Genomic DNA, 20109 nt, shown 5'->3' on the forward strand with positions numbered 1-20109 from the left:
CCACCTGAATAAGTCAGGTGGCTGTTTCATCATTCTTCAATGTCCCGCTCCAACGGCGTTTCCATCATGATTCCTGCTTTACCATAAAAAGTATCATCTTCTTGACACATGGTGGTCTTCTACGGTATATCGCGAAAGATTCAAAAGTATACCCATAGCCATCATCTTGATGACCAGTGCACTGCCGCCGTATGTAATGAACGGAAGCGGGATTCCCATTACGGGTATGGTGCCAGTGACCACGCCGATATTGATGACGACTGCAACCCCAATCATAGATGTAATGCCGACCGCCATCAATGCGCCGAAACGATCGGGCAAACGGGCGGCAATGCGGCCGCCGCGCCAGATCAATATGGCAAACAGACTGATCAGAAAGACCCCGCCGATGATTCCCCATTCCTCGATAAAAATGGCGAATATAAAATCGGTATGCGGTTCCGGCAGATACAGAAATTTTTCGATGCTTCTCCCAAGGCCCTTTCCCATCCAACCGCCGGAAGCGATTGCGTACAAAGAGTGTGCCTGCTGAAAGCCCCAATCCTGCAGGTTCTCTTCTGCAAACGGATCCAGAAATGCAAGAACCCTTTGTCTTCTCCATTCGGAAGTGAAAATGAAAATGAAGGCCAGGAAGGTGGCCGGAAGCACCACTCTTGCCAGATGAAGAAGCGGTGTGCCTGCGGCGAACATAACCGCAAGAGCGGTTACCACAATCAGCGCAGCCGCGTCCATGTCCGGCTGCAATAGAACCAGAAAGGCAAACAGTCCGGTTATGACCATCGGCGGCACGATCCCTTTTTTGAAATCCTGGAGTTTGTCCTTTTTCTTGGTGAGAATGTGGGCGCAATAGATAATGATGGTCAAAGTGGCCACTTCAGACGGCTGAATGGAGAAACTCCCCAACTGGATCCATCTGTGCACATCTTTCACCGGTTCAAAGACAAATACCAGCAACAGCATGAAGAAAGATCCCGGAAGCATCAGAACCAACAGTTTCCGCCAGTTCCAATAGGGCATGTTCATTGTAAGAAACAGAAAAAACAGGCCGATGATCGAAAATATGCACTGCCTGATGAAAAAATGGTTCGGAGAGACCCCGAGTTTTTGATACGCCCATATGATACTGGCGCTGTATATTGTCAAGAGTCCAATACTGACCAGCAGGAGGATGACGATCAGCAAGACGAAGTCGGGACGATGACGGGTGGGATTCATCCGATCTCCCCCTTTTGGCAAATTCAATTTCTGCATTAAAGAATTATTCGACGTGAAGTCCCGAACCCCTTTCGCCGGGCTGAAGTACATCATCGGAGGATTAAATTTCGAAAACACAAATTTTCAAAAAACTATTGACCGGTTGGTAGATGTCGTTATAAAATAATCACAACATATAAGGGACCCCCGCTGTAAATTGATAAAGCAAGATGGGTATGTTCAAATGGATTGTAAACGCTTACAAAAAACTTCGAACTGTTCATTTTTTCCCTTGACTTGATTATCGTTTTTATTGAAAGAGCATCCGGTTTTGTCCTTTATTGCCCTGCCTTCTAACAGAATAGAATGGAAATGAATAAATATTGCTATAAGCATTTTTTGTAAACGTTTACAATCGTAAAGTGCAAAACCTTACAATGAATAATAAAAAGAAATTAGGTGGAGTTATGAATTCAACAATCGTTGATATTGCAAAAAAGGCCGGAGTGTCTACCGCCACAGTTTCTAGAGTTATTAATAATTATCCTTTTGTAAAGGAATCGACAAGAAAAAAAGTTCTGAAAGTAATTGATGAGTTGAATTATTATCCCGATTTGATTGCCAGAAGTATGGTTAAGGGAAGAACGTATAATATTGGTCTGATTGTAGGGGGGCTTGGCAATCCGTTTTTCGCTGAGACTGCTGAGGTGATTGTGAAGACGGCAGAACGATATAACTGTCATGTAACTTTATGCGTGACAGAAGAGAAGCCCTGGAAGATGGCAGAATATATTGATCTCTTGATTACAAAGCGCGTAGATGGAGTGATTATCGGTTCTGTTTTCAAAGATGATCCGATTAGCCGCCTCCGTGACAGCAAGATCCCTTATGTTCTTTATAACCGCCGCAATGGTCATGAAGATGCGGATTACATAGTTCAAGACAACGTAAAGGGTTCTTTTGAAGCGGTTAAACATTTGATTCAGCTGGGCCATACGAGAGTCGGCATCTTACACGGCCCGCTTGCGTTCGACACGGTGGAAGGCAGGGTTGCAGGATACCGCCAAGCCCTGGATGCATTCAAGTTAAAAACCTTTGACCATTTCGTTCATGAAATTGATTTTTCGGAACCGGAAAACAAAGTGCAGCAAGCAATGGATAAAATGTTCGGCGGAAAAATAAAACCGACGGCGATTTTTACCACTGCAGATTTCTTGGCGCTCGATGCAATGGAATATTTATTGAACAAAAATTACCGCGTGCCGGAAGATGTGGCTTTAGCCAGCTTTGATAACCTCCGTCTGTCGGGACATAGTCTGATCAGCCTGACCACAGTAGGGCAACGAGCCGAAGAAATGGCAAGGCTGGCAGTCGAACGCCTTATGCAAAAGATTGAGAACAAGTTAAATGGCAATGAAAGTGAAGCCATAAGTCCGTGGAAAATCACTCTTCAACCTGAACTTGTGATTCGCCGCTCATGCGGCTCACATTTAAAAAGCTATCAAAATTATCAACTATAACTCTAGGGGGATGGAGTGCATGGCGTTTGTGAGATGGGTGGATAAGGTAAACAAATGGCTCGAGATTCTGGTCGGATTGGCCCTTGGGGTGATGACCTTGGTGGTGTTTTATCAAGTGCTGGTTCGATTTTTTCTCACCTCATTTGGTGAGCAGATTTCCGCCCCTTGGACAGAAGAATTAGCTCGCTATCTTATGATTTGGCTCGTTTTTATAGGTGGAGCCGTGGCTGCGCGCAAAGCCGATTCAAATGCTGTTGAAGCATTGATTCACGCTGTTCCGCCTTTGGTTGGCAAACTGATAAAAATAGGTGCGCATATTACATCTCTTATTTTCTATGCTTGCATTTTTGTTATTGGTTTAGAATGGACACAATTCGGGCTCTCAGAAACGGCCCCGGTCATGAAAGTGCCAATGTCTTACGTATACTCCGCCATGTCAATTGGGGCAGGATTAATGATAGTAAATACGATTACAATCCTAGTCGATGCTTATGTGAATAAGAAAGACATTCGGGATACCTCAGACGAAGAAGTAGAAGCAGCGTTAGCGGATTATAAGAGCGATGGAAAGGAGGCAGCCGTATGATTTCAACATTGTTCATTTCTCTTTTGATCTTTTTATTAATTAGCGTTCCCATTGCGGTTTGTTTGGGATTCTCATCCCTGGTGGCATTACAAGTGAAAGATCTTCCCCTCATTACTTTGGCTCAAAGCGTATTTGAAAGTTTGGACTCCTTTCCCCTGATGGCCATCCCCTTTTTTATCTTGGCAGGCAATCTGATGCAGACTGGCGGCATGTCCAGACGTTTAATCAGACTGGCGAATGTTTTGGTGGGATGGTTCAGAGGCGGACTTGGTTCGGTGGCTGTGTTAACCGCCATGTTTTTTTCAACTATTTCGGGTTCGTCTGCTGCCACAACCGCAGCTATCGGTTCGACATTGATTCCGGAAATGGGGAAAAAGGGGTATCCAAAACCGTTTGCAACGGCAACCTGTGCTTCCGCCGGTGAGCTCGGAGTGATTATCCCTCCATCTATTCCGATGGTTGTTTACGGTCTTGTTGCGAATGTATCAATTGGCAGCCTGTTCATGGCCGGTTTTATCCCAGGCATTTTAATTGGTCTTTCCCTTATTTTGACCATTATCATTGTTGCGAGAGTGAAAGGTTTTGATATTGTTAATCGTTCAAGCAAACGTCAATGGTTGAAAGATCTGTGGATTGCATTTACGGACTCATTTCTGGCCCTGGTCATGCCGGTGATTATTCTCGGGGGCATCTATAAAGGTGTGTTTACACCAACAGAGGCGGCTGTCATTGCGGTGGTTTACGGGTTTATCATTGGTATGTTTGTTTATCGTGAGATAAAATGGAAAGATTTAATGCCCATTCTTGGAAAATCAGCTGTTTCAACCTCCATTATTATGTTGATTGTAGCTTATGCTTCAATTTTTGGTTACATCTTAACCGTGGAAGAAGTTCCACAAAAACTCGGAAAAGCTATAGCACAATTTTCAGATAATCCGATTGTATTTTTACTGTTAGTCAATATCTTTTTGTTTATTACGGGAACGTTAATGGAAGCTTTAGTTACTATCATTATTGTTGCCCCAATTTTAGCGCCGATTGCTGTTCAATTTGGAATTGACCCGGTTCATTTCGGAATCATCATGGTGGTTAACGTAGCTATCGGAATGTTGACTCCACCGGTAGCAGTAAACCTGGTTGTCGCTTGTCAAATTGCCAATTTAAAAATGAGTCAATTGACTCGTCCTGTATTGCTCTTCTTAGGTGTTTTAACTCTTGATGTGTTAATCATCAGTTATGTGCCCTCCCTTTCTCTGTGGCTTCCATCATTTATGTAATAAGAGCAGGGAGTGTATATATAAAATAATCGCAATATTGGGAATAGATCGAAGAGGAGGTGGATCCAAGTACATACAGATTGTTGGAAGGACAGACGGTGTCGCGGATGGATCAAGCAGTTTTTGGTTTTTTATGGAAAAGGAGGATTGAAATAATGAAGAAAAAAGTGTTGACTGCCGCTTTGGCATCCGTGTTTACTCTGAGCACTATTCTGGTTGGATGTGGCAGTAACCCCACCAGTGCTCCGACCGAATCTAAAAAGTCTACAGAAGTTGTCGAATTAAACTTGGGTCATACCTTGTCGCCTCAAAGTCATTATCAGGCGATGGCGACCAAACTGGCGGAACTTGCCGCCCAAAAGTCAAACGGAACTATTAAGATCAGTGTTTTTCCGCAATCTCAGCTGGGCGGCGAGGTGAAGATGATTCAGTCGGCTCGCACCGGTTCCATTGGAATGCTCGTTACGGCGCAGGCCCCGCTTGAGAACACGGTTAAGGAGTATTCAATCTTTGACCTGCCATACCTTTTCGACAGTATTGACCAGGCCAATCAAGTTCTCGGTGGCGAAGTCGGCAAAAAATATCTGGGCATGCTGCCGCAACATGGTCTGGTTGGTTTGGGATGGCTCTCCGTGATGGAACGAAACGTGTTCTCTTCAAAGCCAATTAAATCTGTCGACGATATAAAATCGTTTAAAATCCGGATTATGCAGTCGCCTGGCTATGTGAAGGCATATGAAGCGCTTGGCACTCAACCCACCCCGATGGCGTATTCCGAAGTGTATTTGTCGCTGCAGCAAGGAGTCGTTGACGGGGCGGATACATCACCTGACCAGTTTGTAGAAGACAAATTTATTGAGGTATCAAAGTATTACAACAAAACAAAGGTTCATTACCTGCCGGCTCTTCTCATCATTTCGAAAGCAAAATGGGATAAGTTGACACCTGACCAGCAGAAGGTACTGCAAGAGGCAGCCAATGAAGCTCTGAAGTACGGAATTGACTACTACAAAAAGGCTTACGACGATTCCATTGAGAAAATGAAAAAAGCGGGTGTGCAGGTTACTGAACCGGATTTAACCCAGTTTAAGAAGGTGTCTGAGAAAACTTACGATCAACTGCTGAAAGAAATCCCGGATGGAAAGAAACTGTTTGATGAAATCCAGGCGGCAAAGCAAAAGGCGGGTAAATAACAGAAGTAACAATGACGGAGAGAAAGGATGTTTTCCGGTGGCGAAACGACCTAACATGGATATTTTCAAACTTGGAGATACCGCTGAATTTTCCAAGACGGTAAGCGAATATGACGTTTACGGATTTGCCGGGATTGTAGGGGATTTTTACGGTGTTCATCTGAATGAAGAATTTGCCCAAAAAACCCGTTTTGGGAAGAGGATTGCCCAAGGGGCTCTATCGGTCGGTTTTCTGGCAACCGTCATGGGCTATATGGCTGCTCGCGTACCAGAACCTGGTGCCGTATCGTACCGTTATGACATTACTTTTACGGCTCCGGTGTATCTTGGCGACACGGTAACAGCCCGTCTGGATTTAATTGAGAAGGAAGAAGAGCGAAACACTTGCATTTTCAGGGCAACCGTAACCAATCAGGTGGGGGTTGTCGTGGCTGAAGGAAGAACGTATCTGAAAGTCTTGTAAAAAACAAGTATAGATTGTAAACGTTTGCAATTTTGCGTTTGCGCCGGCTAGTGGTTATGAGGGTTAGATTTAGAAGGAGTGACGCAAAAAAATGGTCGTACAATGTGATGTCCTGGTCATCGGAGGAGGAGCCGCAGCAGGCCGGGCCGCGATAGAGGCACACGACAATGGTGCTTCGGTGGTCGTTGTGATGAAAGGAGCTTTTGGAACAAGCGGCGCCAGCGCTTATAAGATCGCTGAAATTGCCGGTTATAATGTTGCCGACGGAGTGGTGGATCCTGAGGACACTCCGGAGACACATTTTGCTGACATCATGAGAGCAGCCGCAGGGATGGCTGATCCCAAACTGGCTAAAATCTTGGCAGAGGAGGCCCCTCAATCCCTGAGGGGCTTAGAAAAAATGAATGTACCGTTTCACAAAGACGAAGACGGTAAATATTTTGAGGTTCTGGGCTGCTTTGCCACAAAACCTCGCATGCACTTGATTCCCGGACATGCGGAACCGATTGTACACGAGCAAAAACGTGAGATTCTTGAACGCAAGATACCGATCTATGAGTGGACCATACTCACTCGATTCTTGGTGGAAAAGAATCGGATCGTGGGAGCCATGGGAATCAATCGCGAAGGAAAAAACATTGTGTTTCATGCCAAGGCAGTGGTTATGGGTACGGGTGGAGCAGGTCAGCTTTTCTCCTATAATATTAACCCGGCTGATATTACAGGCGACGGCTACTCACTCGGTTTCCGAGCGGGTGCCGAGCTGATCAATATGGAGTTTATGCAGGTCGGTCCGGGGCTGATTTATCCTTGTAAAAATATGTTCAATTCGTGGCTATGGGCTCTTCATCCAAAAGTAACAAATGGCCTCGGTGATGAGTTTATTCAAAACTATTTGCCGGAAGGAATGACCGTAGAGCGATGTATGGACCTTCGTTCCGGCCACTATCCTTTTTCCAGTTATGACGGTTCGCAATGGATCGATATTGCCATCCAGACAGAGATAAAGGAAGGAAGAGGGGGGCCGCACGGTGGAGTAATCGTTGATTTTACAGGAGTCAGCGAAGAGGATCTGCCAAAAACGCCGCGTGGGGAAGAGCTTCGAAAATCCTGGAATATTACGGTAAAGTGGTTGCTTGAAAACCGCAATCTGGATCTCAGGAAGACACCTGTAGAAGTTGCCATCTTGGGTCATGCGATTAACGGCGGACTGCTCATTGATGAGAAGGCTCGCACAACAATCCAGGGACTTTTTGCCGCCGGGGAGACTGCAGGCGGACCACATGGTGCGGACCGGTTGGGCGGAAATATGATTCTTACCTGTCAGGTATATGGAAAGAGAGCCGGTCGTTTTGCCGCTGAATATGCCAGCCAAAATGAGTTGTGTCCATTACCGATTCAACAGATTGAAGAGGAAAAAAATCGCCTGTTGATGATGAGCGTGAAAAAAGGGACAGTAAAGCCTCATCATATCAAAAAGGAATTGCAGGAAATCATGTGGCGCTACGTACTGGTTACGCGTAGTGAAGAAAGCTTGAACACAGCGATTGAAAAGCTCACCGCTCTGCGCGAAAAGTGTAAAAATGCTATGTCTATCAACAATAACAAAGAGTTAATGCATGCAATTGAGGCAGAAAATATGGTGTTGGTGGGAGAGATTATTTCCAGAGCAGCGAGGTTGAGAAAAGAAACAAGGGGAAGCCATTTCCGTGTGGACTACCCGCAACGAAACGATGAAAACTTCCTTTTCCGGGTTGTTAGCTGGCTTGAGGCAGATGAAATCAGACATCGCACGATTGCCAGTGATCCCGAAACGGTAAGGAGATATCCATATGAAATCGTCCACGTTTAACACGCTTTTGATTGAAACGGAAGGTGGGGTAATGGTTGCAACGATCAACCGCCCCGATAAACTCAATGCATTCAGTCCACAGGTTATGAAAGAATTAAATGAAATGCTGGATCGTGCGGAAAAAGACGATGCGGTAAAAGCATTGGTGATAACAGGTGCCGGGGAAAAGGCGTTTGTGGTGGGAAACGATTTAACTCAACTGGCGGGGCTTGACACAATCGGTGCTTATGAACAAATGGTGGCCGGGCAAACTACGTTCCTTCGCATCCATGAATTTCCGAAACCGGTGATTGCAATGGTGAACGGATATGCTCTTGGAGGCGGATTTGAACTTGCTCTCTCGTGCGACATGATTATCGCTTCCGATAACGCCAAGTTCGGTTTTCCGGAAATTAATTTAAATACGATGCCGGGATGGGGTGGCACTCAACTCGCGGCGAAAAAACTCGGACTGAACCGGGCAAAAGAAATGATATTCACGGGTAACTACTACACAGCCGACAACTGCCGGGAATTCGGATTTGTCAACCGGGTGGTGCCAAAGGAACAATTGCGTGAAGTTACGATGGAACTCGCAAAAACGCTGGCCTCTAAAGAATCCTTTAGTTTAAAAATGGCTAAGCAATCTGTAAATCGTGGTGTGGAACTGGATTTGGCGGCCGGTTTTCGCTATGAGGCGCAAGCTTATTCCGTTAATTTCAGTGCCTCGCATGCCAAGGCAGGATTTGAAGCTTTTCTAAACCGAAACAAGGAAAAGAAGGTGTAATGCGATGTTGGTGAATCTGTCCCAAGAGCAAAATATGATTCGCAAAATGGTGCGGGAATTTGCGGAAAGTGAAATTGCTCCGATTTCTGAAAAACTTTGGGAAGATCAGTCATTTCCTTACGAAATATGGAAAATGGCAGGTGAGTTGGGGCTGATCGGACTTCCCTATGATGAAGAATTTGGAGGCGGCGGCGGAGATTGGCTCTCATTTGTTATTGTACTTGAGGAGTTGGCCCGGGTCGATTGTGCCGTGGCAAACTCCATCATGGCAAATTCTTCTGTAGCAAGTCTGCTTAGTAATTTCGGGACAACGGAGCAAAAACAAACCTACCTGCGTCCGATTCTCACAGGCGAAAAAATTGGAGCCATAGCCTTAACGGAGCCGAATGCCGGTTCCGATGCGGCGGCGATACAAACTACCGCCATACTTGAAGGCGATGAATGGGTGATTACCGGTTCAAAGATTTTTATCAGCAATTCAGCAACCGATGTGACCGGCCCGGTCGTAATCGCAGCGGTTACAGGCAAAAAAGCGGACGGTCGCAATGAAATTTCAAATTTTATTGTACCGAAAGGGACTCCCGGATTCGCTTACGGGCGAAAGCTGAATAAAATCGGATGGCGTGCTTCGGATACCTGGGAACTGTTTTTTGACAGTTGCCGAATTCCGAAAGAAAATCTGTTAGGCGACCGGGGAGCGGGTTTAAAACAAACGTTATCTACAATTAGTACGGGAAGAATTTTAATTGCTGCCATGGGACTTGGAATTCTGCAAGGTTCTTTGGATCGTTCAATTTCTTACATGAAGGAACGAACCGCATTCGGAAAGCAATTGACCGACTTTCAAGCGCTTCAATTCAAAATTGCCGATATGGCAACTCACGCCGAAGCAGCTCGATTAATGATTTATCATGCCGCGGCACTAAAGGATGCAGGGAAGTCTTTTGACAAAGATGCATCCATGGCTAAGCTGTTTGCCACCGAGAAAGCGATGGAGGCAGCCCATCAAGCGATTCAGATTCACGGCGGCTACGGGATTATGAGTGAATATGCCGTATCACGCGCTTTTGGTGACGCCAAGGTGCTGGAGATTGTGGAAGGGACTTCGGAAATCCAGCGGGTGATTATTGCGCGAATGATGGTCAAGTAGAAACTGTCGACGAACAGGGAGGCGTGAACCATGCTTAACGGAGTGAAAGTTCTGAGCTTTACCCATTTTTTGCAAGGACCTTCAGCTGTTCAGATGCTGGCTGACTTAGGGGCGGATGTGATTAAAATTGAATCGCCTAAAGGTGCTTTTGAGCGTCATTGGTCCGGTTTTGACGCTTTTGTCAATGATGTCAGCGTGTTTTTCTTGTTGGGAAACCGCAATCAAAGAAGTTTGTCGATAGATCTCAGGACCGAGACAGGCAAAGAGATTATTCAGCGTTTAGTAATGGAAGCGGACATACTGGTTGAAAATTTTCGTCCCGGCGTAATGGACCGGCTCGGTTTTGGATATGAAACTTTGAAGGAAATCAATCCCCGATTGATTTACTGTTCCTGTACGGGCTATGGGTCTGATGGACCGTACCGTGACCGTCCCGGACAGGATCTTCTCCTGCAGGCAATGAGCGGCTTGGCTACGTTGAACGGGGCAAAAGATGCCCCGCCCACCCCGGTCGGAACAGCCGCTGTTGATCAACACGCAGCCGTATTGGCAGCCTTTGGAATCGTGGCAGCATTATTCAATCGGGAAAAAACAGGCAAAGGCTGCAAAGTGGAAAGCAATCTTCTAAATGCCGCTTTGGATTTGCAGATTGAACCTTTAACGTACTATTTAAACAAGGGACCGCTTTGGGAACGCAGCAATACCGGATTGGGAAGCCGGTTCCACCAGGCTCCCTACGGAATTTATAAGACGTTGGATGGGTGGATTGCCATTTCCCTGACTCCGATAGAAAAGTTGGCAAAAGCGTTTCATTCAAACAGCTTGGCACGGTACTCGGAAAAGGATCAGATGCTTAAGCGGGAAGAGGTAAATCAAATCATTTGCGAAGAAATCAAGAAAAAAACTACCGAAGAATGGTTTGCCGTTTTCGAACAAACGGATATCTGGTGTGCGCCTGTTAACGGGTACGAAGAAATTGAAAAAGACCCGCAGGTGGAATGGAACAAAATGATTATGACAGTAGAACACCCTGATGCAGGCAACATTCGTTTGTTAAGCCACCCTATACGCTTTGACGGTCAGGTACCGGCTGTGCGGCAATACCCGCCGCGGTTGGGAGAACACACAGAACAGATCTTGCGGGAATACGGGTTCTCCGAAGCGGAAATTCAAAAATTCATTGAAGACCGCATTGTGGCTGCACAACCGGGTAAACAGGAAATCAATGAAAAGTAATTTGAAAGGATGGGGGACATGGCTGCTTCCCTATTGAAGTTTGAAGAAATCGAAATTGGAAAACAGGAAGTTACAGTTTGCACGATTACCGAAGAAGATGTGAATGCTTTTGGACATCTGTCAGGAGACTTAAATCCACTTCATATGGATGACGAATTTGCCTCTGGAACCCCGTTTGGCCGCCGGGTGGTGCACGGGATGTTTACGGCAGCCATCATTTCAACAACGCATACGAAGTTAACCGGGCCGGGTTTTGTTTACGTAGGTCAGGAACTCAATTTTAAAGGTCCTGTTTACATCGCTGACACGATTACCGTCACATTGACCGTAACAGGAAAGAAAACTGAAAAAGGAATTCTTCTTTTGGAAACAGTTGTTACCAATCAAAATAAGCAGGTCGTCCTCCAGGGCAAATCTGCATTAATGGAATTGGAACGAGTGGGAAGGAATCGACATGAATGATGTCTGGAAATTCCATAGCGCGGGCTCAATTCTATTCGGTCATGGTTCTATTACACAACTGCCTAATGTGATCCAAAAGTTTGAGGCGAATCAAATTGTTATTATTACCGATCCGGGTATTACACGGGCCGGGATTTTAGATCAAGCCATTCAGGTATTAAAGAAAGCCGATATCAAACCGGTTATCTATGATCAAGCCGTTCCCGAGCCGACTATGTCATCTGTGTTGAGCTGTTTTTCACACCTGCAACCGTATCAACCTGATCTGCTTGTTGCACTTGGAGGAGGCTCTTGTATCGATCTGGCCAAGATCACTTCCTTGCTTTTGACTTATGGCGGGCATCCATCCGATTACTACGGCGAGAATAAAGTTCCGGGCAAAGTCCGGCCTGTCATAGCGATTCCGACTACAGCCGGAACAGGATCGGAGGTGTCTCCTGTTGCGGTTGTAACAGATGACAAATCGAATCTGAAGGTCGGGATTTCGGATCATCATTTGCGACCCGAAGTTGCTTTGTTGGATCCGGGACTTACGCTAAAACTGCCTGCCTTTATTACCGCCTGTACCGGAATAGATGCTTTATCGCAGGCAATTGAGGCGTATTTTGCAAAGGATTATCGCTATCTCCATGGACAAGAGAATTTAATTTATCAAGGTTCAAATCCGACCAGCGATCTTTTTGCAGAAAAGGCCATCCGGCTGATTGCCCCAAATTTACCGATCGCGGTGCACCAGGGGGACAATTTGGAAGCCCGATCCAACATGTTGTTGGGAAACTTGTATTCAGCGCTTGCTTTTACAAATTCCGGAACTTCCCTGATTCATGCTCTGGCCTATCCTATCGCGGAAAAGACGAAAAAAGCGCACGGGGAGATCATCGGAGTCCTGCTCCCGTACGTAATGGAATATAACGCTGCCGTGTGTCCCGAAAAGTTTGCCAGGATAGCGGAATTCTTGGGGGAACCATCGGAACTGCCGCAACAGGAAAAGACAGTGCGGAGCGTCGAGGCGGTATTCCGGCTGCTCAAGGTTTTGGGATTGCCGACAAAACTGTCAGAGATCGGCATTAAGAACGAACAAATCGGGGAAATCGTTGAGAGTGCTCTGTCGATTGAACGGCTGGTCCGAATTAACCCCAGAACCCCAAACGTAAAGGATACGGCAGCCCTTCTTGCGAAAGCATTATGACACAGGAGGAAAGGAATTGATGAGATTACACGGGGAAGTTGCTGTTATTACCGGGGCTACTTCAGGGATAGGAGAAGCGATTGCCAGACGTTTCTCGGAAGAAGGGGCCAAAGTTGCTGTTGTAGGTCGAAATAAGGAACGGGGAGAGGCGGTAGTGTCCGCCATAAAATCTCGTGGCGGCACCGCTTCCTTTTTCTCCGTGGATGTAACCAGCGACAAAGATGTAAAGAACATGGTGGATTCGGTGATTCGTCACTTTGGAACCCTTACTATAATTGTGAATAATGCAGGTCTTGTTGTTCCGGGAACTGTTATTGACATGACACCGGATCAATGGGAAAACGTGTTTCGAACTAATGTCACTTCCACCTATCTTGTCAGTCATTATTCAATGCCGTATTTAGTGAAACAAAGGAAGGGTTCGGTCATCAATATTTCCTCTGAAGCGGGATTAAAGGGATTTAAGGATCGTTCCGCTTACTGTGCCGCAAAAGCTGCAATCGTTGGATTGACAAAAGCAATGGCTGTGGATCATTCCGGAAGCGGCGTTCGGATAAACTGCATTTGTCCGGGAACAGTGGAAACTCCAATGGTGCAGCGGGTTATTGATTGTCATGCAAATCCGGTTTTGATGAGAGAAGAATTTTTACTGAGGCGGCTCACTCCGTATCTTGGAGTTCCCGAAGATATCGCCGAGGCGGCACTTTATTTTGCTCTGCCGGAAAACCGATACACAACGGGAGCCATATTATCAGTCGATGGGGGGGCGCTTGCCAAATAAGGCATGTATGCCTCCGGAATGAAAAGGGGTCCTGCATGTGGGAGTTGATCGATCAGACCGGGTCGTCTACATGATTTTGTTTTATACGGCGTCAATCTGGGGTTTGAACGTGGTGATTATCAAGACGTTGACAGGTTATTTTGACGTAAATTTAGTGACCGTGCTGAGGATGGGAATCGCATTTTTGGCCATCTGGCTGTTTACTTGGATCAGATTCCGAAATTTTCCCCGGTTAACGTTGCGTCAATGGTTATGGATAGGGCTTGCCAGTTTTCTTCTTGTTTATATTCATCAGTTCACTTTGGCTTTGGGGTTGGATCTGTCCACAGCAACGAACGGATCGCTGATCCTTGCCTTAAACCCTCTTTTCTCCGTTTTGTTAGCGTCCATGTTTTACGGAGAGAAATTAACTTTGACCCGAACCTCAGGGATTTTAATCGGATTATTCGGAGTATGCGTTGTTGTTCTTAACAAGAGCGGATCAACGATTGGACCTGCGAGTCTGGGAGATTTGATTTTGGCTTTCTCAATGTTTTGCTATGTATTCGGTACCATCTGCATTCGTAAGATAGCTGACGAAATGGATCCATTGGTGATTGCTTCTTATATGCACCTCTTAGGGACAGTGATGCTATTTATTCACTCGGCTATTACCCCGTCTTTCTATCAGATAGACAACTGGTTTCCCGGTTGGGGGCCCTGGTTGCTCGTTCTTTTTTCCGGAGTCGCATCAACTGCGCTTGGGAATGTTTTTTGGTATATAGGCATTGCACGAATCGGGGTTGGGAGAACAGCGATTTTTCTCAACTGGCTGCCTGTGTCAGGTTTGATTTTTTCAGTTTTATTTTTAGGTGAGACCATTAAGTTTGTGCACATTATCGGACTTGCAAGTGTTTTAACGGGGGTCTATCTGGGGGTTCGCAAAGCGGGAAATGCAGATTCCGCTTTCCCTTCGAAGACCGCTTAGAATCAGAAAAGAATGGGAGGTAGGAACTATGCGTATCATTCGATTTGCCGAAGATAAATCTGTCCCTGCTCTTGCGGCTGTAACTGATGATTGCAAAATTTACCGGCTGCCCTATCAGGATTTTCTCAGTTTTATCAACGAGGCGGAAAAGCAAGGAATCAGTCCCATCAGTCTTATTCAACAGATCATGGAAGATTCCGCTCCTCTTACTGCGGGTTTGGAAGATTTGGATCTGCTTGTTCCAATTGAGGCCCCTGAAGTCTGGGCTGCAGGCGTAACCTATGAGAGAAGCAGAGATGCCCGGAACTATGAAGCTACCGGCGGTAAACTGGACGCAACGACATTTTACGATAAAGTGTATGAGGCAGAACGTCCGGAAATATTCTTTAAGTCAACAGCCGCCCGCACGGTTGGACCCAACCGGCCCGTATATTTGCGAAGTGATTCCAACTGGCAGATTCCCGAGCCGGAGGTTGGAGTGGTGATTAATAGAGAAGGAAGAATTTTGGGGTATACGATTGGGAATGACATGAGTTGCCGGGATATTGAAGGAGAAAATCCATTGTATCTTCCTCAGGCCAAAATCTGGAGAAATTCTTGTTCGATCGGACCGTCAATCCGGTTGGCGGAAACCGTGGAGGATCCATATGATTTCCGGATTTCCTGCAGAATCTTCCGGAACGGAGAACAGGTTGTGGAAGGAACCGCCAATACGTCACAACTTAAGAGAAAATTTGATGAACTGGTTTCTTATCTCATCAGGGACAATGTAATTTTCGACGGTACTGTTCTGTTGACAGGGACTTGTATTGTTCCGCCAAATGAATTTACCCTCAACGACGGGGATCGGATAGAAATTGAAATTTCGGGTATTGGTGTATTGAATAACCCTGTTTGTCAACAAGCAAGCAGCGAGGAGAGTAATGATGACCGTGCAAACACAAGTGAAGACATACAATAATTACATTAATGGGGAATGGACGCCGGCTTCAACGGGTGAGGTTGAAAAAAGTATGAATCCGGCCAATAAATACGATATTGTTGGGTATATACAGAAATCCGGTATCGAAGACTTGGATAAAGCGGTGACAGCCGCGAAGAAAGCGCAGGTGCTATGGCGAAAGCTGTCCGGTCCGGCGAGAGGGGAGTATCTCTATAAAATCGCCAACGCATTGGAAAGACGGCTCGATGAAATAGCGGAAACCATGACCAGGGAAATGGGAAAAACTTACCCGGAAGCAAAAGGAGAAACGGCAAGAGGCATTGCGATTCTCCACTATTATGCAGGTGAAGGAATGCGCAAGATTGGGGATGTAATTCCGTCCAGCGACAGTGAAGCACTGATGTTTACAACCCGAGTGCCTATTGGTGTGGTAGGAGTTATCACACCATGGAACTTTCCTGTGGCGATTCCGATTTGGAAAATGGCACCCGCTCTTGTCTACGGAAATACCCTGGTTCTTAAACCTGCACAGGAAACAGCCGTAACTGCCGCTAAAATCATAGAATGTATGGATGAAGCAGGATTGCCTGCAGGTGTTGTAAACATGGTTACGGGCAGCGGCTCAGTAATAGGGCAGGGAATCATCGATCACCCGGACGTCAACGGCATCACATTCACAGGTTCTAACCAGGTAGGGAAGATGGTCGGTCAGGGGGCTCTTGCCCGCGGAGCGAAATATCAGCTTGAAATGGGCGGTAAAAATCCGGTTCTTGTATTGAAAGATGCCGACCTGGATCTGGCAGTCGATGCGACCATCAGCGGCGGTCTGCGCTCCACCGGCCAGAAATGCACGGCCACAAGCCGGGTGTTTGTACAAAGCGAGATCTATGATGCGTTTAAAGAAAAGCTTCTGGCTAAAGTAAAACAAATCAAAATTGGGGACGGAATGCATCCTGATACGTGGATGGGGCCTTGTGCCAGTGAAAGTCAATTAAACACGGTCCTTTCCTATATTCAGAAAGGGATTGAGGAAGGAGCCACACTTCTCTGCGGCGGCGGGAAGCCGGAAGGAAAAGAATTTGAAGGCGGTTTCTTTGTTGAACCCACGGTATTTGAGAATGTTTCTCCATCGATGACAATTGCTCAGGAAGAAATATTTGGTCCGGTGCTTGCGTTGATCAAAGTTGACACGATCGAAGAAGCGTTGAAGCTGGCAAACGACGTTCAGTTCGGTCTTAGTGCCTCGATTTTCACGAAAGACATCGGAAACATGCTGTCTTTTATCAACGAAATCGAGGCGGGTCTTGTGAGGATCAATGCGGAGAGCGCCGGAGTGGAACTGCAGGCACCGTTTGGCGGCATGAAGCAATCCAGCTCGCATTCGCGCGAACAGGGGCAAGCGGCGATCGAATTTTTTACTTCGATCAAAACGGTATTTGTAAAAGCATAGTGGTCAAGGCAAACCCAGGGAGAAAATCCTTGGGTTTGCCTTAATAGACTTTCTCCATGAAAGGAAGGAGTCTATGAGAAAACAGTTGGCGTTTCTCCATTGGATTCACGCGGTTTTTATATTCTTGTTGTTGGCCACCGGTGTAATCCTTTATTTTGCGGGGGTACCGTTTATCTCAAAGAAAGATGTACGAAATGTTCATTTAGTCCTGGCTTCATTTTATGCTCTTTTTTTAATATATTCCGCTTTTCCCGTAGGCAAGTATATGTTTGTCCTAAAGAAAGCCGGATTGAAAAGGCTTCATATTGCCATTATGTATATCTTTGCGCTAATTTGGAGTGTTTCAGGGGTGGTGTTGTGGCAAAATCATCCCGTTTTTTTGGATTATCGAATCGGGGCGTTACTGGTTCATGATTGGTTGAGCGTGGTTATAGTACCATGGGTATTCCTGCATATCTCCTGGAAGCTGTTGAAAAAACGGTTTGGAGACCGCACAGCAGTAAAATTTACCGGTAAATACATGTCCAGACGAGAATTTTTAACTTTCACGGCCGGTGCCGTTCAGTTTTTTATGTTTGGGTTTCTGTTGAAGTGGTTAAGGCCTTTTCTGACGGAAGAAGAGACTGTTCAAATGTTGAATCGGAGAAGGGGATATTTTCGAATTTTTAAAGTGACAAGTGAGATCCCGAAGTTTGAGGAAACCGGGTGGAAACTGACTGTAGATGGATTGGTAGAGACCCCTCGCCAGTTTTCTTTTTCGGATTTGAAACATATGGAGTGGCGCAAGATTGTCAGAGATTTTCATTGTGTAACCGGCTGGAGCGTAATAGGTGCCGAGTGGAACGGAATCCCTTTTCCGCAGTTCGTTGAGTTAGTGAAACCGAAGGCAGAGGGGATTTTTGTAAAAATGTACTCATCAGACAAACTCTATACGGAAACCTATACGTTGAATCAATTAATGAATCAGGATGTTTTACTTGTTTTTCATCTCGACGGTAAACCGTTGACGCCGAGTCAAGGCGCCCCATGTCGTCTCTTTCATCCGGGAATGTATGGGTACAAATCGATTAAATGGGTGGAGAGAATTGAATTTGTAAACACACGGGAATTGGGATATTGGGAGGCGGCAGAACGATATGATCTTGACGGGTATATTGAAACCGGGTAAGAGATTGTTATTTTGGGTATTTGTTGTCTCAGCCTGGGTAATAATTGCTTACGCCGGCTATCAGGTGGCTCCCAGTAAAGCAAAAGCCGATTGGAATCAAATCCATCGTTCTGTTGTCCGGGCCGCTGAATGGAACTCCTATCAGGTAGAGGAATTTGTCGAAACGGACGGGATCGAACAACTTCACTTAAGCGGTAAAATTCAGCAGCAGCCTAAGCAAAGTTTTTTTGAAGTGCAGGTTAAGTTGAAGGAAGATCATTTCTTTTCCTTCGAAGCCTATCTAACTGCAAACCGAATTGACCTTCACAATAAAGAACAGGATCATTGGGTACAGATGGATATTAATCATCCCGCGGCGGGGGAATTAACCGGAATGTCCAATCCGATTGAGTTTTGGAAAAACTTGCTTTCGTCTGTAAAAACCATCAAAAAGGTTCAGGATGTTTCCAAAGTCGGGTTTCATATGACTTTACGAACTTTTTTTGAAAGCGTACACGGTATAGCGTTTGAGGGTGACAGTGCAGAAATGGAGATTTGGATAGATAAAGAAAAGGGGAATTTATTAGAAGCGAAATTAAAAGCAAAACTGCCCCAAAATACCCATTATAATTATAAGGAAGTTGAATATCGGGCGAATTTCACCGGGGTGAATCAAACAAATGTACCGAATATGCCCTAACAACTATTTGATTTGGTGAATTATATTAACTAGTATAGTTGGCTTAATTGAATGGCTTCCAAGTATCATTTTTACCAGGCATTGATGTCGATTGGGTTAAAAGAACTAAAAACGCTCCTGGAGAAGGCCATGGAGCTCGGTTATATTTTAAAATGTTCAGAAACATGTTGCTATACTTAATAGTGCATATTATAATAACATTTGAAAACCCAGATTTAGTGAATATTGTTCACTAAATATAATGGACATATAACGTTTTTGGAGGGACATATTGAGAGTACGACCTTTTGTTATTGAATGCGCTTTCGTAAAGTGTATAACACCTTTATCAATATTCATTCTAGTGGGGGGGAAAGTGATTGTGTGAAAATTTTCCCGATTTTAAAAATCGATATTTTTTTAAGGAGGTGACAACCGATTGTCCAGAAATTCCGATCGAGCCGCAAACTCTTATGGTAACGTTGCCCACGCGCTGGATGTGTTATTAACATTCAAGCACAGAGATGAATATACATTAGCCGAAATTTCAGAGAATTTAAAGATAAGGAAAAGTTATTTGCTCAAATTGCTGGAGACTCTTAAAGAAAAAGAATTTATTGTCCAGGATTCAACTACTGGAAAATATCAATTGGGTTTGGCATGCCTTGAGCTTGGCAATGCGTTCGAACAGAGGTTGGATATACGCAAAGTAACCCATCCTCACCTGGTGGAGCTGGCTAACAAAACAAATGAATTGGTGCATTTAGGCGTACTTGATTCTAATGTAGTCGTGTTGCTGGAACGAATTATGGGTGAGGATTCTTCTTTACGATTGCAGTTTCATTTGTCTTTAACGTCACCGCCATACTCAACGGCATTGGGCAAAGTATTGCTGGCATTTAGTGAAGAAAAAAGGGTGGAGCAATATCTTTCAACCGCAAAACTCGAACCGTATACACCCCATACTACGGTTGACCCCAACATCCTAAAATTGGAATTGGCTCAGATCCGTCAAAAAGGGTACTACCTGTCTTTTGAAACATTCGAAAGTGGTATTTCGTGTATTGCGGCACCCGTATTTGCAAGAAACGGAAAAATAGCCGCAGCTATAAGTATTTGTGCTCCAACTATTCGAATAATGGCAAAGGAACGGGAATTGGTGCAGCATGTACTTGAAACCACCGGCAATGTTTCCAAAAAACTGGGTTATAACCCTAAAAATAATGATGGTAGAGAGGGAATATAAGGAGTTTG

Annotated in this window: 19 protein-coding genes; 18 read left to right on the top strand and 1 reads right to left on the bottom strand. The window is 45.3% G+C overall.

What is annotated here, in order from left to right:
• Positions 1-93: 93 nt before the first annotated feature.
• Positions 94-1215 carry a putative lipid II flippase FtsW gene (ftsW, locus tag EFBL_RS00860; RefSeq protein WP_096180253.1) on the bottom strand — a complete coding sequence of 374 codons (1122 nt, stop codon included), beginning with the start codon at positions 1213-1215 and terminating at the stop codon, positions 94-96.
• Positions 1216-1661: 446 nt separating this feature from the next.
• On the opposite strand from ftsW, the gene EFBL_RS00865 reads away from it, so the two are divergent.
• From EFBL_RS00865 to EFBL_RS00950, 18 genes are all read left to right on the top strand, one after another.
• Positions 1662-2714: a LacI family DNA-binding transcriptional regulator gene (locus tag EFBL_RS00865; protein ID WP_165912552.1), complete on the top strand. Its 1053-nt coding sequence runs from the start codon at positions 1662-1664 to the stop codon at positions 2712-2714.
• Positions 2715-2733: 19 nt separating this feature from the next.
• On the top strand, positions 2734-3300 hold the full coding sequence (locus tag EFBL_RS00870) for a TRAP transporter small permease (RefSeq protein WP_165912553.1): 567 nt from the start codon (positions 2734-2736) through the stop codon (positions 3298-3300).
• Positions 3297-4577, top strand: coding sequence for a TRAP transporter large permease (locus EFBL_RS00875; protein WP_096180256.1), 1281 nt, complete (start codon positions 3297-3299; stop codon positions 4575-4577). Before EFBL_RS00870 ends, EFBL_RS00875 begins: the two co-directional genes overlap by 4 nt.
• Positions 4578-4732: 155 nt before the next feature.
• Positions 4733-5770: a TRAP transporter substrate-binding protein gene (locus EFBL_RS00880; protein ID WP_165912554.1), complete on the top strand. Its 1038-nt coding sequence runs from the start codon at positions 4733-4735 to the stop codon at positions 5768-5770.
• A 37-nt stretch (positions 5771-5807) separates the two neighbouring features.
• On the top strand, positions 5808-6233 hold the full coding sequence (locus tag EFBL_RS00885) for a MaoC family dehydratase (protein ID WP_207907586.1): 426 nt from the start codon (positions 5808-5810) through the stop codon (positions 6231-6233).
• 91 nt (positions 6234-6324) lie between these two features.
• The gene (locus tag EFBL_RS00890) at positions 6325-8085 is read left to right on the top strand and encodes an FAD-binding protein (protein WP_096180259.1); all 1761 of its coding nucleotides are present in this window, start codon (positions 6325-6327) and stop codon (positions 8083-8085) included.
• The gene (locus tag EFBL_RS00895) at positions 8066-8851 is read left to right on the top strand and encodes an enoyl-CoA hydratase/isomerase family protein (protein WP_096180260.1); all 786 of its coding nucleotides are present in this window, start codon (positions 8066-8068) and stop codon (positions 8849-8851) included. The genes EFBL_RS00890 and EFBL_RS00895 overlap by 20 nt, the downstream gene beginning before the upstream one ends.
• A 4-nt stretch (positions 8852-8855) precedes the next feature.
• A complete protein-coding gene (locus EFBL_RS00900; RefSeq protein WP_096180261.1) occupies positions 8856-10001 on the top strand; it encodes an acyl-CoA dehydrogenase family protein in 1146 nt (381 codons plus the stop codon).
• Between the two features lie 30 nt (positions 10002-10031).
• Positions 10032-11237, top strand: coding sequence for a CaiB/BaiF CoA transferase family protein (locus EFBL_RS00905; RefSeq protein WP_096180262.1), 1206 nt, complete (start codon positions 10032-10034; stop codon positions 11235-11237).
• Positions 11238-11270: 33 nt separating this feature from the next.
• Positions 11271-11699 (top strand): MaoC family dehydratase, encoded by a 429-nt coding sequence (locus EFBL_RS00910; RefSeq protein ID WP_207907587.1) that lies wholly within the window; start codon positions 11271-11273, stop codon positions 11697-11699.
• A complete protein-coding gene (locus EFBL_RS00915) occupies positions 11692-12888 on the top strand; it encodes a hydroxyacid-oxoacid transhydrogenase (protein ID WP_096180264.1) in 1197 nt (398 codons plus the stop codon). Before EFBL_RS00910 ends, EFBL_RS00915 begins: the two co-directional genes overlap by 8 nt.
• A gap of 19 nt (positions 12889-12907) precedes the next feature.
• Positions 12908-13669, top strand: a complete 762-nt coding sequence (locus tag EFBL_RS00920) for an SDR family NAD(P)-dependent oxidoreductase (RefSeq protein ID WP_096180265.1) — start codon at positions 12908-12910, stop codon at positions 13667-13669.
• Positions 13670-13706: 37 nt separating this feature from the next.
• On the top strand, positions 13707-14636 hold the full coding sequence (locus EFBL_RS00925) for a DMT family transporter (protein ID WP_096180266.1): 930 nt from the start codon (positions 13707-13709) through the stop codon (positions 14634-14636).
• Between the two features lie 28 nt (positions 14637-14664).
• Positions 14665-15597 carry a fumarylacetoacetate hydrolase family protein gene (locus EFBL_RS00930; RefSeq protein ID WP_096180267.1) on the top strand — a complete coding sequence of 311 codons (933 nt, stop codon included), beginning with the start codon at positions 14665-14667 and terminating at the stop codon, positions 15595-15597.
• Positions 15563-17029: an alpha-ketoglutaric semialdehyde dehydrogenase GucD gene (gene gucD, locus EFBL_RS00935; protein ID WP_096180268.1), complete on the top strand. Its 1467-nt coding sequence runs from the start codon at positions 15563-15565 to the stop codon at positions 17027-17029. The genes EFBL_RS00930 and gucD overlap by 35 nt, the downstream gene beginning before the upstream one ends.
• A 73-nt stretch (positions 17030-17102) precedes the next feature.
• Positions 17103-18197 (top strand): molybdopterin-dependent oxidoreductase, encoded by a 1095-nt coding sequence (locus EFBL_RS00940; protein ID WP_096180269.1) that lies wholly within the window; start codon positions 17103-17105, stop codon positions 18195-18197.
• A complete protein-coding gene (locus tag EFBL_RS00945; RefSeq protein ID WP_096180270.1) occupies positions 18166-18876 on the top strand; it encodes a hypothetical protein in 711 nt (236 codons plus the stop codon). The genes EFBL_RS00940 and EFBL_RS00945 overlap by 32 nt, the downstream gene beginning before the upstream one ends.
• A gap of 418 nt (positions 18877-19294) precedes the next feature.
• On the top strand, positions 19295-20101 hold the full coding sequence (locus tag EFBL_RS00950; protein ID WP_096180271.1) for an IclR family transcriptional regulator: 807 nt from the start codon (positions 19295-19297) through the stop codon (positions 20099-20101).
• The last annotated feature ends 8 nt before the right edge of the window (positions 20102-20109 follow it).

This window comes from Effusibacillus lacus, from assembly GCF_002335525.1.
Taxonomy (GTDB): Bacteria; Bacillota; Bacilli; order Tumebacillales; family Effusibacillaceae; genus Effusibacillus; species Effusibacillus lacus.